This window comes from Actinoplanes couchii (assembly GCF_016862075.1).
In the GTDB taxonomy this organism is placed as follows: Bacteria; Actinomycetota; Actinomycetes; order Mycobacteriales; family Micromonosporaceae; genus Actinoplanes; species Actinoplanes couchii.
The window spans coordinates 49971-63676 of record NZ_BOMG01000056.1 but is presented as its reverse complement, the minus strand read 5'-3'; the positions used below and the strand labels follow the sequence as shown (position 1 = coordinate 63676).

The following is a 13706-nucleotide window of genomic DNA, read 5'->3' as shown; positions in this document are numbered from 1 at the left end:
CTACGCCGTTCGGACTTCGGTCCGGGCGGCGTAGTGCTGTTTTCGCACCCTGGCACATATTTCTGCACTGAGGATGCTATTTCTCGCCGCGGCCCGGCAGGTAGTTTGTCGGCATGCCTCTGGACCAATCCTTCGTGGGCCGCAGCTGGCCGCCCACCGAGCCCTACCTGGTCGGCCGCGAGAAGATCCGGGAGTTCGCCCGGGCCATCGGCGCCACCGACGCGGAGTACCACGACCCCGAGGCGGCCCGTGTCCTCGGTTACGCCGACGTGGTGGCCCCGCCCACCTTCCCGGTCGCGATCACGATGCCGGCCACCCGTCAGGTCGTCGCCGACCCCGCGCTCGGTGTCGACTACAGCCGTGTCGTCCACGGTGACCAGCGTTTCGCGTACTCCCGGCCGGTCGTCGCGGGTGACGCCCTGGTGTGCGTCAACACGGTGGAGGAGATCCTCAGCCGGGGCGGGCACGACTTCCTGACCACCCGCACCGACGTGACGACCGAGGACGGCGAGCCGGTGGTACGTGTCTGGCAGAAGCTCGTGGTGCGGGGAGAGGCCTGATGAGCGTCGTACTGGAACCGCAGACCTTCCGGGTGACCCGGGCCGACCTGGTGCGCTACGCGGGCGCCTCAGGCGATTTCAACCCGATCCACTGGAGTGAGCGCACCGCCACCGGAGTGGGACTGCCCGGCGTCATCGCGCACGGCATGTTCACGATGGCTCTGGTGGGCCGCGCGGTGACCCACTGGGCCGGCGCCCCGGACGCGGTCGTCGAGTTCAGCGTGCGTTTCAGCAAGCCCGTTCCGGTGCCCGACACCGACGAGGGGACCGAGGTCGTGGTGACCGCCACGATCAAGGAGATCACCGATGAGGGACACACTCGGCTGAGCCTGAGTGCCACATGCAACGGGGACAAGGTACTGTCCATGGCACAGGCGCTCATCAGGAAGCGGTAGCCCGGGTTGGGATAAGGCCGGGCGTACCCGTACACTGGTGCGCCGTGGGGCTCTGAAGTCGAGAGACGACAGGTTCCGCATAGGGGTGTAGCTCAATTGGCAGAGCAGCGGTCTCCAAAACCGCAGGCTGCAGGTTCAAGTCCTGTCACCCCTGCGCATTTCTCCTCGACGTGCCCGCCCGGTGCGCGGTTCGCACAAATTCCGCGTCCAGGTCGAGCTCTGACAGGAACTCAAGACCACCGACGACGGAGGTAGGACGAAGTGGCCGAGAAGGACCGGCCCGGTGACGACGTCCCGGGTGACGACGAGGTTCTCGCCGACTCCGCCGCCGGCGGTGGTGCTCCGGCCGATGACGCCGACGAGGCCCGCGACCGCGATGGTGGAACCGCACTGGCCGAGTCGTCGAAGGACGAGACCGAACGGCCCAAGAAGGCCCGCGGCAAGGGTCCGATCGGCCGGGTGGGCGGGTTCTTCCGCGAGGTCACCAGTGAACTCCGTAAGGTCATCTGGCCGACCCGCAAGGAGCTCCTGACCTACACCGGTGTGGTCATCGTCTTCGTGGTCATCATGACGGCGCTGGTCGCCGGCCTGGACTACGGCTTCGGTAAGGCGATCCTCGCGGCGCTGGGCTGACGCCCCCGCGAGTCCGACCGACGTTACATTTCTGGAAGTGAGCGAGCGTGCCTGAGTACGACGACGAGACAGTTGACGAGCAGTCGTCGCTGGCGATCGACGAGTCGGTAGAGGCGGCCGACGACGAGTCGGCCGTGGCCCAGGCGCCCGAGGCTGACGAGGACTACGACCCCGTCAAGGAGCTGCGGCAGAAGCTGCGGTACGCGCCCGGCGACTGGTACGTGGTGCACTCCTACGCCGGTTACGAGAACAAGGTCAAGACCAACCTCGAGACCCGGATCACGAGCCTCGACATGGAGGAGTTCATCTTCCAGGTCGAGGTGCCGACCCGCGAAGAGGTCGAGGTCAAGAACGGCAAGCGCAACCAGGTGCAGGCCAAGGTCTTCCCGGGTTACATCCTGGTCCGGATGGACCTGACGCCGGAGTCCTACTCCTGTGTGCGCAACACCCCCGGTGTGACCGGCTTCGTCGGCGCCACCGACCGGGTGGACCGTCCCGCTCCGCTCTCGCTCGACGAGGTGCTGAAGTGGCTGGCCCCGGCCGTCCAGGCCGAGGAGAAGAAGTCGAAGCCCGAGGTCAAGGTGCTCGACTTCGAGGTCGGCGACTCGGTCACCGTCACCGACGGCGCGTTCGCCTCGCTGCCGGCCTCGATCAGCGAGATCAACGCCGACCAGCAGAAGCTCAAGGTCCTGGTCTCGATCTTCGGTCGCGAGACCCCGGTCGAGCTGAACTTCAACCAGGTCACCAAGATCTGATCCGGGTTCTTCCGAGGCCAGGTCACCAAGATCTGATCGCCGGATCCCCGGCGATATCAGTGGGAGGGGCCGTCGCAAAAATCCGCGAAGCGGATGAACGCGCGGCCCCGCCATCTACCACAGGAGTAAAGAGAAATGGCACAGCGCAGCAAGGCCTACCGCGCCGCGGCTGAGAAGATCGACGCCGACAAGCTCTACGAGCCCAAGGACGCGATCGCCCTCGCCAAGGACACCAACCCGGTCAAGTTCGACGCCACCGTCGAGGTCGCGATGCGCCTCGGTGTCGACCCGCGTAAGGCCGACCAGATGGTCCGCGGCACCGTCAACCTGCCGCACGGCACCGGTAAGACCGCCCGCGTCATCGTGTTCGCCCAGGGCGCGAAGGCCGAGGAGGCCGTCGCGGCCGGCGCCGACGAGGTCGGTACCGACGAGCTCGTCGCCCGGATCCAGGGGGGCTGGCTGGACTTCGATGCCGCGATCGCGACGCCGGACCAGATGGCCAAGATCGGCCGCATCGCCCGCATCCTCGGCCCGCGTGGCCTGATGCCGAACCCGAAGACCGGCACCGTCACCGTCGACGTGACCAAGGCCGTCAACGAGATCAAGGGCGGCAAGATCACCTTCCGGGTGGACAAGCACTCGAACCTGCACCTGATCATCGGCAAGTCGTCGTTCTCGGCCGAGCAGTTGGTCGACAACTACGCCGCGGTGCTCGACGAGGTCCTCCGGGCCAAGCCGTCCGCCGCCAAGGGCAAGTACCTGAAGAAGGTCACCGTCGCCACCACGATGGGCCCGGGCGTCCAGATCGACCCGAACGTGCACAAGAACCTGCAGGGCGACGCCAACGCCTGATCCACCGCTCGACGAGAACCCCCGGGGCCTTCCCCGGGGGTTTTTCCATGGCCGGCCCGCTCACGGTCTCCCCGGGATTCGAAAGAGCAGCGTCGGTACGAGTGACAAGCGCCACCGTCACGCCCGGTGACCGGGGGCCGATTTGGAGATCGGGGGAGTGCCCGCGTACTCTTCCCCTCGAAGTTCCACCCATAGACCGCTGGTCGTCGCAACACCCGTCAGCATGGCGGATGTCGCGGCCGAAGGTCCCGTCACAGGCGGGCGACCCGTGCAGGGGAGAACGGTTCGTGATCGCCGACCACGCTCAGCGTGTGTTCGAGTTCGCCCCGTGCCCCGTGCCCGGGGCGTTTTGTTTTGTGCGGACCCTCTCGACCAGTGGACACAGCACTGAGAGAGGAGGGACATGGCGGACAAGCCGGTCCGGGCCGACAAGGCTTCGGCTGTTGCCGAACTGACGGACCACTTCCGTGCTTCGGCGGCCACCGTGTTGACCGAATACCGCGGCCTCACCGTGAAGGAGCTCACCGAGCTCCGGCGGTCGCTGGGCGGCGAGAACAAGTACGCCGTCGCCAAGAACACGCTCGCGAAGCGTGCTGCGAGCGACGCGGGTATCGAGGGTCTCGACGCGCTGTTCACCGGTCCTACCGCGCTCGCCTTCGTGAACGGTGACGTGGTCGAGGCGGCCAAGGGCCTTCGTGCCTTCGCCAAGGCCCACCCCGTTCTCGTCATCAAGGGCGGTGTCTTCGAGGGCAAGGCCATCACGGCGGACGAGGTCAACAAGCTTGCTGACCTCGAGTCCCGTGAGGTGCTGCTGGCCAAGCTGGCCGGTGCCATGAAGGCGAACCTCAGCAAGGCTGCTGCGACCTTCCAGGCGCCCCTCACCAAGACGGTGCGCACGGTTGACGCTCTGCGGGCTGAGCGCGAGAAGGCCGGTTCCGCGGAGGCCTGAGCCCTCGCGTGAACCGTTTAAACGTCAAAAGTTCTTAGGAAAGGTTTCCCACCATGGCGAAGATCAGCACCGAAGACCTGCTCGAGGCCTTCAAGGAGATGACCCTCATCGAGCTCTCCGAGTTCGTGAAGCAGTTCGAGGACGTCTTCGACGTCAAGGCTGCCGCTCCGGTCGCCGTCGCCGCCGGCCCGGGTGCCCCGGTCGCCGAGGCCGAGGCCGAGAAGGACTCCTTCGACGTTGTCCTCGAGGGCGACGGTGGCAAGAAGATCCAGGTCATCAAGGTCGTGCGTGAGCTGACCGGCCTGGGCCTCAAGGAGGCCAAGGACGCCGTCGAGTCCGCCCCCAAGGCGATCCTCGAGGGTGTCAACAAGGAGAAGGCCGAGGCCGCCAAGGCCAAGCTCGAGGGTGAGGGCGCCAAGGTCACCCTCAAGTGACCTAACGCTCCACAGTGTTATCCGTCGATGGCGGAGATCCGTTTCGCGGGTCTCCGCCATCGTCGTTGTCCGGCGGTTCGCCGCAGGTCAGGGTCGCCTCACCAGCGGCGATCCGGGGCCGGCGACAAACCTGATCAAAGCTCGCTTTTCCTGCATTCAGGTCCGTTTGGTGCGCCAGGTGTATGACTGGGCTTGTCCGACCCGCGGCACAGCCCTTGACTGTGTGTCGCCCGCCAGGCACGCTGACAGCAGCAAGTTTCCGCGCTTGCGACAGCCGCCCTCTGGGTAACGGGTTCATGCCCGGCACCCAACGGACCGGCACCAGAGGACAGTTGCCGCGTTTCTGAGCGGCCCCGTCACCGCACTGACCGCAGTTGCGCAGGTCAGGAAGGATGAGGGCACGTTCCGCAGAACACCTCTGGTGTGGGGCTGGACAGCGGTTAGCCGAGCGGCTACACTGCTAGTTTGCGCTGCCTTCTGCCTTGCCTTCGACTGAGATATCCATGTGGATAACTCTCTTGGGGGCTCATTGGAGTGCACGCAGACCAGTTGCATCAGCAACTCAGCCGCATAGCAGCACCGGTCCTCGGAAGGACGCATCTTGGCAGCTTCCCGCCCTGCGAAGACCAGCCGTACGTCGAGCGCTTACGCACCCCGCCGGGTCTCTTTCGGCCGGATCACCGAGCAGCTAGAGGTCCCCAACCTCCTCGCCCTCCAGACGGACTCCTTCGACTGGCTGGTAGGCAACGAGGCATGGCAGACCCGGACGACGGACGACCCGCACGCCCACTCGGGCCTCGCAGAGATCCTCGAAGAGATCAGTCCCATTGAGGACTTCTCCGGCACCATGTCGCTGTCCTTCTCAGCTCCGCGCTTCGACGAGGTCAAGGCCTCGATCGAGGAGTGCAAGGAGAAGGACCTGACCTACTGTGCCCCGCTGTTCGTGACCGCGGAGTTCACCAACAACACCACTGGCGAGATCAAGAGCCAGACCGTGTTCATGGGTGACTTCCCGATGATGACCCCCAAGGGGACGTTCGTCATCAACGGCACCGAGCGGGTCGTGGTGAGCCAGCTCGTCCGTTCGCCGGGCGTGTACTTCACCAAGGAGCCGGACAAGACCTCCGACCGCGACCTCACCAGCGTCAAGGTCATCCCGAGCCGGGGTGCCTGGCTCGAGTTCGACATCGACAAGCGCGACACCGTCGGTGTTCGTATCGACCGCAAGCGCCGGCAGGCCGTCACCGTCCTGCTCAAGGCGATCGGCTGGTCCGCTGACCAGATCCGTGAGCGTTTCGGCTGGTCCGAGCTGCTCATGACGACGCTGGAGAAGGACCACATCGCGGGGCAGGACGAGGCCCTGCTAGACATCTACCGCAAACTGCGCCCTGGCGAGCCGCCGACGCGCGAGAACGCCCAGACCCTGCTCGACAACCTCTTCTTCAACCCGAAGCGGTATGACGTCGCCAAGGTCGGTCGTTACAAGTTCAACAAGAAGCTCGAGATCGACGTCCCGATCGTCCGGGGCACGTTGTCCGAGGAAGACATCGTCAAGACCGTGGACTACCTCTGCCGGCTCCACGCCGGTGAGGATGGCTACGAGGCCGACGACATCGACCACTTCGGCAACCGTCGTCTCCGCACCGTCGGCGAGCTCATCCAGAACCAGGTGCGCGTCGGCCTGTCCCGGATGGAGCGCGTCGTCCGTGAGCGGATGACGACCCAGGACGTCGAGGCGATCACGCCGCAGACCCTGATCAACATCCGCCCCGTGGTGGCTGCGATCAAGGAGTTCTTCGGTACGTCGCAGCTGTCGCAGTTCATGGACCAGACCAACCCGCTCGCGGGTCTGACCCACCGTCGCCGTCTGTCGGCGCTCGGCCCGGGTGGTCTGTCCCGTGAGCGGGCCGGCTTCGAGGTCCGTGACGTGCACCCGTCCCACTACGGCCGGATGTGCCCGATCGAGACCCCGGAAGGCCCGAACATCGGCCTGATCGGCGCTCTCTCGACGTTCGCGCGGGTCAACCCGTTCGGCTTCATCGAGACGCCGTACCGCAAGGTCGAGGCCGGTGTCGTCACCGACGAGGTGCACTACCTCACCGCTGACGAGGAAGACCGGTTCATCAAGGCCCAGGCGAACGCCGTGCTGTCCAGCGACGGCACCTTCGCCCAGGACCGCGTCCTGGTCCGCCGTAAGGGCGGTGAGGTCGACTACGTGCCCGGCACCGAGGTCGACTACATGGACGTCTCGCCGCGACAGATGACCTCGGTCGCGACGGCGATGATCCCCTTCCTCGAGCACGACGACGCCAACCGTGCACTCATGGGCGCGAACATGCAGCGCCAGGCGGTGCCGCTGGTCAAGGCCGAGTCGCCGCTGGTCGGTACGGGTATGGAGTACCGCGCCGCGGTCGACGCCGGTGACGTGGTCGTCGCCGAGGTCGGTGGCGTGGTCGAGGACCTGTGCGCCGACTACGTGACGGTTCACCAGGACGACGGCCACCGTCGTACCTACCTGCTGCACAAGTTCCGTCGGTCGAACGCCGGCTCCTGCGTCAACCAGAAGCCGATCGTGTTCGAGGGCGACCGCGTCGAGGCCGGTCAGGTCATCGCCGACGGTCCCTGCACCGACGAGGGCGAGATGGCGCTCGGGCGCAACCTGCTCGTCGCCTTCATGTGCTGGGAGGGCCACAACTACGAGGACGCGATCATCCTGTCGCAGCGCCTCGTCCAGCAGGACGTCCTCACCTCGATCCACATCGAGGAGCACGAGGTCGACGCCCGGGACACCAAGCTCGGCCCGGAAGAGATCACCCGCGACATCCCGAACGTCAGCGAAGAGATGCTGGCGGACCTGGACGAGCGTGGCATCATCCGGATCGGTGCCGAGGTCGTCCCCGGCGACATCCTGGTCGGCAAGGTCACGCCCAAGGGCGAGACCGAGCTGACTCCGGAGGAGCGCCTGCTCCGCGCCATCTTCGGGGAGAAGGCCCGGGAGGTCCGGGACACCTCGCTGAAGGTTCCGCACGGCGAGACCGGCACCGTCATCGGTGTCCGGACGTTCTCCCGCGAGGACGGCGACGAGCTGCCCCCCGGCGTGAACGAGCTGGTCCGGGTCTACGTCGCCCAGAAGCGCAAGATCCAGGACGGCGACAAGCTCGCCGGCCGGCACGGCAACAAGGGCGTCATCTCCAAGATCCTGCCGGTCGAGGACATGCCGTTCCTCGAGGACGGTACGCCTGTCGACATCGTGCTCAACCCGCTCGGTGTGCCCTCGCGTATGAACATCGGTCAGGTTCTGGAGACCCACCTCGGGTGGATCGCCAAGACCGGTTGGTCGGTCGAGGGTGACGACGAGGAGTGGAAGCGTCAGCTCCGCTCGATCGAGGCCCACGAGTCGATCGCCGACAGCAACGTCGCGACTCCGGTCTTCGACGGTGCGCAGGAAGAGGAGATCAAGGGTCTGCTCGAGTCGACGCTGGTCAACCGCGACGGTAAGCGGCTGGTCAACGGCGACGGTAAGGCGCACCTGTTCGACGGCCGCTCGGGTGAGCCGCTGCCGGACCCGATCTCGGTCGGCTACGTCTACATCCTGAAGCTCAACCACCTGGTCGACGACAAGATCCACGCTCGTTCGACCGGTCCGTACTCGATGATCACGCAGCAGCCGCTGGGTGGTAAGGCGCAGTTCGGTGGTCAGCGCTTCGGTGAGATGGAGTGCTGGGCCATGCAGGCCTACGGGGCCGCTTACGCCCTGCAGGAACTGCTCACCATCAAGTCCGACGACGTCCTCGGCCGAGTGAAGGTCTACGAGGCCATCGTCAAGGGCGAGAACATCCCGGAGCCGGGAATCCCGGAGTCGTTCAAGGTGCTTCTCAAGGAGCTCCAGTCGCTGTGCCTGAACGTTGAGGTGCTTTCCAGCGACGGCGTTGCCCTGGAGATGCGCGAGACCGACGACGAGGTCTTCCGGGCCGCGGAGGAACTCGGCATCGACCTGTCCCGGCGCCCGAACGAGGGCGTCAGCAGCGTCGAAGAGATCTGACGGAAGCGGCCCCGGACTCCGCGAGGAGCCCCGGGGCCGCACCCGCCGGCCTTGAATTCACCCGAGCAACGAAACACGAGGGATAGTCCAAGTGCTCGACGTCAACTTCTTCGACGAGTTGCGCATCGGCCTTGCTACCGCTGACGACATCCGGCAGTGGTCGCACGGCGAGGTCAAGAAGCCCGAGACGATCAACTACCGCACCCTCAAGCCCGAGAAGGACGGACTCTTCTGCGAGAAGATCTTCGGTCCTCAGCGGGACTGGGAGTGCTACTGCGGCAAGTACAAGCGGGTCCGGTTCAAGGGCATCATCTGTGAGCGCTGCGGCGTCGAGGTGACCCGGTCCAAGGTCCGCCGTGAGCGCATGGGTCACATCGAGCTGGCCGCGTCGGTGACCCACATCTGGTACTTCAAGGGTGTCCCGAGCCGTCTGGGCTATCTGCTCGACCTGGCTCCCAAGGACCTCGAGAAGATCATTTACTTCGCCTCGTACGTGATCACGAGCGTTGACGCCGAGTCGCGTCACCGTGACATGTCCACGATCGAGAACGAGATCTTCGCCGAGAAGCGCCAGTCCGAGAACGGCCGTGACTCCGAGATCGAGAAGCGGGCCGCCAAGCTGGAGCAGGACCTCGCCGAGCTCGAGGCCGAGGGTGCCAAGGCCGACGTGCGCCGCAAGGTCAAGGAAGCCGGCGAGCGCGAGATGCGCCAGATCCGGGACAAGGCGCAGCGCGAGATCGACCGTCTCGACGAGGTGCTCGACACCTTCCGCAAGCTCGACTCCAAGCAGCTGGTCACCGACGAGCTGCTCTACCGCGAGCTGCGCGATCGCTTCGGTGAGTACTTCACCGGTGGCATGGGCGCCGAGGCCATCAAGGCCCTGCTGCAGAACATGGACCTGGACGCCGAGGCGGAGAACCTTCGGGAGATCATCCGCAGCGGCAAGGGCCAGCGGAAGATCCGGGCGCTCAAGCGGCTCAAGGTCGTCGCGGCGTTCCTGAACACCCGTAACTCGCCGCTCGGCATGGTCCTGGACTGCGTCCCGGTCATCCCGCCGGACCTGCGCCCGATGGTGCAGCTCGACGGTGGCCGGTTCGCGACCTCCGACCTGAACGACCTGTACCGCCGGGTCATCAACCGGAACAACCGCCTCAAGCGTCTGATCGACCTCGGTGCCCCCGAGATCATCGTGAACAACGAGAAGCGGATGCTCCAGGAGGCCGTCGACGCGCTGTTCGACAACGGCCGTCGTGGCCGTCCGGTCACCGGTCCGGGTAACCGGCCGCTGAAGTCGCTGTCCGACATGCTCAAGGGCAAGCAGGGCCGGTTCCGTCAGAACCTGCTCGGCAAGCGCGTGGACTACTCCGGCCGTTCCGTCATCGTCGTCGGCCCCCGGCTCAAGCTGCACCAGTGCGGCCTGCCGAAGCAGATGGCGCTGGAGCTGTTCAAGCCGTTCGTGATGAAGCGCCTGGTGGACCTGAACCACGCGCAGAACATCAAGTCGGCCAAGCGGATGGTCGAGCGTCAGCGCCCGGTCGTGTGGGACGTCCTCGAAGAGGTCATCTCCGAGCACCCGGTGCTGCTGAACCGCGCGCCCACCCTGCACCGCCTCGGCATCCAGGCCTTCGAGCCCCAGCTGGTCGAGGGCAAGGCCATCCAGATCCACCCGCTCGTGTGTACCGCGTTCAACGCGGACTTCGACGGTGACCAGATGGCGGTCCACGTGCCGCTGTCCGCCGAGGCCCAGGCCGAGGCGCGGATCCTGATGCTGTCCTCGAACAACATCCTCAAGCCGGCCGACGGCAAGCCGGTCACCATGCCGACCCAGGACATGGTCATCGGTCTGTATTACCTGACCCACATGACCGCCGGGGCCAAGGGTGAGGGCCGGGTGTTCAGCTCGGACGCCGAGGCCCGGATGGCGTTCGACAACGGTGAGCTGCACCTCCAGGCGAAGGTCAAGATCCGCCTGCGGGAGATCATCGGTGTCGACAACGGCGCCAAGGCCGACCACTGGGTCGCGCCGGAGGAGTGGGTCGAGGGCGACGCGGTTCTGGTGGAGACGACCCTGGGACGGGTCATCTTCAACGAGACGCTGCCCCCGGGCTACCGGTACGTGAACTACGAGATCCGCAAGGGTCAGCTGTCGGCGATCGTCAACGACCTCGCCGAGCGCTTCCCCAAGGTCGCCCTGGCCGCGACCCTGGACGCGCTCAAAGAGGCCGGCTTCCACTGGGCCACCTGGTCCGGTGTGACGATCGGTATGGGCGACGTCATCGGACCTCCGCGCAAGCCGGAGATCCTCGCCCGGTACCAGGTCGAGGCGGACCGCATCGACAAGCAGTACCAGCGTGGTCTGATGACCGGTGAGGAGCGCCGCGGCGAACTCATCGAGATCTGGACCAAGGCGACGAACGAGATCTCCAAGGAGATGGAGACCGCGCTCCCGCACGAGAACCCGCTCTGGGTCATGATCAACTCGGGCGCTCGCGGTAACCTCCTCCAGCTCCGGCAGATCGCCGCGATCCGTGGTCTGGTGGCCAACCCCAAGGGTGAGATCATCCCGCGGCCGATCACCTCCTCGTACCGCGAGGGTCTGACCGTTCTGGAGTACTTCATCTCCACGCACGGTGCCCGTAAGGGTCTTGCCGACACCGCGCTGCGTACCGCCGACTCGGGTTACCTGACCCGTCGTCTGGTGGACGTCTCGCAGGACGTCATCATCCGCGAGGAGGACTGCGGCACCGAGCGCGCGATCCCGATGGCGGTCACCGACGCCGAGCGGGTCGACGGCAAGCTGGTCGTGCACGTTCACGCCGAGACCGGTGTGCACGCTCGTACGCTGGCCGACAACATCGACGACGCCAACGGCAACCGCGTGGTGTCGCGTGGTGACGACCTCAACTCGATCCTGGTCGACAAGCTGGTCGAGGCCGGCGTGGAGACGGTCCGGGTCCGGAGCGTCCTCACCTGTGAGTCGAAGCTCGGTGTGTGTGCGGCCTGCTACGGCCGTTCGCTGCCGACCGGCAAGTCGGTCGACATCGGCGAGGCGGTCGGCATCATCGCGGCCCAGTCGATCGGTGAGCCCGGTACCCAGCTGACGATGCGTACCTTCCACACCGGTGGTGTCGCGGGTGAGGACATCACCCAGGGTCTGCCGCGTGTGCAGGAGATCTTCGAGGCTCGTGTCCCCAAGGGCAAGGCGCCCATCGCCGACACCCCGGGACGTGTGCGGATCGAGGACGGCGAGCGCTCGCGCAAGATCATCGTGGTGCCGGACGACGGCAGCGAGGAGATCGTCTACGACAAGATCTCCAAGCGCGTCAAGCTGCGCATCCCGGACGGCGGCCACGTCGGCGTCGGCGAGAAGCTCACCGAGGGCACCATCGACCCGCACGAGCTGCTGCGCATCATGGGCCCGCGTGCGGTCCAGGTCCACCTGACCAGTGAGGTCCAGGAGGTCTACCGCTCGCAGGGTGTGCTCATCCACGACAAGCACATCGAGATCATCATCCGCCAGATGCTCAAGCGGGTGACGGTCATCGACTCGGGTGCCGCGGAGTTCCTGCCGGGCATCCTGGTCGACCGGGCGCTCTTCGAGTCGGAGAACCGCCGGATCGTCGGCGAGGGTGGCGAGCCCGCCGCCGGTCGTCCGGTGCTGATGGGTATCACCAAGGCCTCGCTGGCGACCGACTCCTGGCTCTCGGCGGCCTCCTTCCAGGAGACCACCCGGGTGCTCACCGACGCTGCGATCAACTCGCGCAGCGACTCGCTGGTGGGCCTCAAGGAGAACGTCATCATCGGTAAGCTCATCCCGGCCGGTACCGGTATCTCCAAGTACCGCAACATCCGGGTCGAGCCGACCGAGGAGGCCAAGGCGAAGGTGTACTCGATGACCGGGTACCCGGAGACCGACTACGGCTTCGGGCCGGCCAGCGGGCAGGCTGTGCCGCTGGACGACTTCGACTTCGGGTCGTACCGCTAAGGGCTTCTGCACCAACCAACGCCACGGGGCGGTCGCGCGATGCGCGGCCGCCCCGCGGTGCTTCCTAGAATGGGCGGGTGACCCTTCCCGCCGCCGTTCCCGCCCGCCACCCGATGGACCCGGAGCCGGTGCCGTCGACCAAGGCGCGAGCCGTCTTCGCGCTCGGCCTGGTGGGTCTGCTCACCGGCCCGTTGCTGGGCGGGGTGATCCCGGCTACCCTCGCGCTCCTGCTGGCCCGGCAGACGAGCCGTCAGGTCCATGCCGGGGGTGGGTTCCTCACCGGCTCGGTGTGGATCAGGCGGGGCACTCAGCTGGCCTGGGTGGGCATCGTGCTGACGGTGGCCGCGCTGGTGGTGCTGCTGATCGCCGGGCTGCTGCACCTGGCCGCCGCTCCCGGGGCGCAGGATTTCGCGCCCGGCACGGACTGAGCCACCCCCTGGGTGGGCTGCGCTCCCGCTCGTACGAGTGACATGCTTCGGATATGACGCAACCCCCGGGCGCCGCCTATCCACCGCCGCAGCCGGGCCCGCCGTACCACTCGCCGTACGGTCAGCCGCCGGCTCCGTACGGCGCTCCGCCACCGTTCCCCGCCGCACCGCCGCAGTTCGGCCCCGCGGTGCCACCGCCCCCGGTCGCCGCGGGCTGGCAGCCGGAGCGGGTGGACCGGGTGACCGGCACCCCGTTCGGTCTCGTCCACTTCCAGGTGGCGCCGATCACGTCCGGGCCGGCCGTGGGTTCGCTGGTCGCCGGGGTCGCCGCGATCCTCGTCTCCCTCGCCGTGTTCTGCTTCGGCCTGGCCGGCGCGGAGGAGGGCTGGGGCGGCTGGGTCGCCGGTGCCTTCACGATGCTGAGCGTGCTGGCGTGCGCGGGGGCGGTGACGGCCGCCCTGATCGCGCGCCGGCAGATCGCCCGCCAGGCCGAGCCGGGGAGAGTACGGTTCACCGGGCGAGGCCTGACGATCGGTGGGATGGTGTGCGGGATCACCGGGGCCGGACTGTCCGTGGTGGCGCTGGTGCTGGGGCTGGTGGTGCAGTTGTCGTGACTCCGGAAGCCGTTCCGCGGCCGGGATCCGGCACCGCGACGATGGCACGCGGGAGCACC

11 protein-coding genes and 1 tRNA gene are annotated in these 13706 nt (G+C 66.8%); all 12 read left to right on the top strand.

Annotated elements, in window-relative coordinates:
• The first annotated feature begins 113 nt into the window (after positions 1 to 113).
• The 12 genes from Aco03nite_RS22710 to Aco03nite_RS22655 all read left to right on the top strand — a co-directional run bounded on the left by Aco03nite_RS22710 (position 114) and on the right by Aco03nite_RS22655 (position 13647).
• Entirely contained in the window at positions 114 to 560 is a 447-nt protein-coding gene (locus Aco03nite_RS22710; protein ID WP_203797617.1) for a MaoC family dehydratase N-terminal domain-containing protein, read from the top strand.
• Positions 560 to 955 (top strand): MaoC family dehydratase, encoded by a 396-nt coding sequence (locus Aco03nite_RS22705; RefSeq protein WP_203797616.1) that lies wholly within the window; start codon positions 560 to 562, stop codon positions 953 to 955. Before Aco03nite_RS22710 ends, Aco03nite_RS22705 begins: the two co-directional genes overlap by 1 nt.
• A gap of 81 nt (positions 956 to 1036) precedes the next feature.
• A tRNA-Trp gene (locus Aco03nite_RS22700) sits at positions 1037 to 1109 on the top strand.
• 107 nt (positions 1110 to 1216) lie between these two features.
• Positions 1217 to 1588: a preprotein translocase subunit SecE gene (secE, locus tag Aco03nite_RS22695; RefSeq protein WP_203797615.1), complete on the top strand. Its 372-nt coding sequence runs from the start codon at positions 1217 to 1219 to the stop codon at positions 1586 to 1588.
• A gap of 47 nt (positions 1589 to 1635) precedes the next feature.
• Complete coding sequence (nusG, locus tag Aco03nite_RS22690) at positions 1636 to 2343, top strand: transcription termination/antitermination protein NusG (protein ID WP_203797613.1); 708 nt, start codon at positions 1636 to 1638, stop codon at positions 2341 to 2343.
• 135 nt (positions 2344 to 2478) lie between these two features.
• Positions 2479 to 3195 (top strand): 50S ribosomal protein L1, encoded by a 717-nt coding sequence (gene rplA, locus Aco03nite_RS22685; protein WP_203797611.1) that lies wholly within the window; start codon positions 2479 to 2481, stop codon positions 3193 to 3195.
• A 403-nt stretch (positions 3196 to 3598) separates the two neighbouring features.
• On the top strand, positions 3599 to 4144 hold the full coding sequence (gene rplJ, locus Aco03nite_RS22680) for a 50S ribosomal protein L10 (protein ID WP_203797609.1): 546 nt from the start codon (positions 3599 to 3601) through the stop codon (positions 4142 to 4144).
• Positions 4145 to 4197: 53 nt separating this feature from the next.
• On the top strand, positions 4198 to 4578 hold the full coding sequence (gene rplL, locus Aco03nite_RS22675; RefSeq protein WP_203797607.1) for a 50S ribosomal protein L7/L12: 381 nt from the start codon (positions 4198 to 4200) through the stop codon (positions 4576 to 4578).
• A 601-nt stretch (positions 4579 to 5179) separates the two neighbouring features.
• Positions 5180 to 8620 (top strand): DNA-directed RNA polymerase subunit beta, encoded by a 3441-nt coding sequence (gene rpoB, locus Aco03nite_RS22670; RefSeq protein ID WP_203797605.1) that lies wholly within the window; start codon positions 5180 to 5182, stop codon positions 8618 to 8620.
• Positions 8621 to 8711: 91 nt separating this feature from the next.
• A complete protein-coding gene (locus tag Aco03nite_RS22665; RefSeq protein WP_203797603.1) occupies positions 8712 to 12605 on the top strand; it encodes a DNA-directed RNA polymerase subunit beta' in 3894 nt (1297 codons plus the stop codon).
• A 113-nt stretch (positions 12606 to 12718) separates the two neighbouring features.
• On the top strand, positions 12719 to 13033 hold the full coding sequence (locus tag Aco03nite_RS22660) for a hypothetical protein (protein ID WP_203797772.1): 315 nt from the start codon (positions 12719 to 12721) through the stop codon (positions 13031 to 13033).
• A 53-nt stretch (positions 13034 to 13086) separates the two neighbouring features.
• On the top strand, positions 13087 to 13647 hold the full coding sequence (locus tag Aco03nite_RS22655) for a hypothetical protein (RefSeq protein WP_239145345.1): 561 nt from the start codon (positions 13087 to 13089) through the stop codon (positions 13645 to 13647).
• The last annotated feature ends 59 nt before the right edge of the window (positions 13648 to 13706 follow it).

Coding starts and splice junctions, on each gene's coding strand:
- Aco03nite_RS22710 (WP_203797617.1), top strand. CDS start 114: ATGCCTCTGGACCAATCCTTCGTGGGCCGCAGCTGGCCGCCCACCGAG.
- Aco03nite_RS22705 (WP_203797616.1), top strand. CDS start 560: ATGAGCGTCGTACTGGAACCGCAGACCTTCCGGGTGACCCGGGCCGAC.
- rplA (WP_203797611.1), top strand. CDS start 2,479: ATGGCACAGCGCAGCAAGGCCTACCGCGCCGCGGCTGAGAAGATCGAC.
- rplJ (WP_203797609.1), top strand. CDS start 3,599: ATGGCGGACAAGCCGGTCCGGGCCGACAAGGCTTCGGCTGTTGCCGAA.
- rplL (WP_203797607.1), top strand. CDS start 4,198: ATGGCGAAGATCAGCACCGAAGACCTGCTCGAGGCCTTCAAGGAGATG.
- Aco03nite_RS22660 (WP_203797772.1), top strand. CDS start 12,719: ATGGACCCGGAGCCGGTGCCGTCGACCAAGGCGCGAGCCGTCTTCGCG.
- Aco03nite_RS22655 (WP_239145345.1), top strand. CDS start 13,087: ATGACGCAACCCCCGGGCGCCGCCTATCCACCGCCGCAGCCGGGCCCG.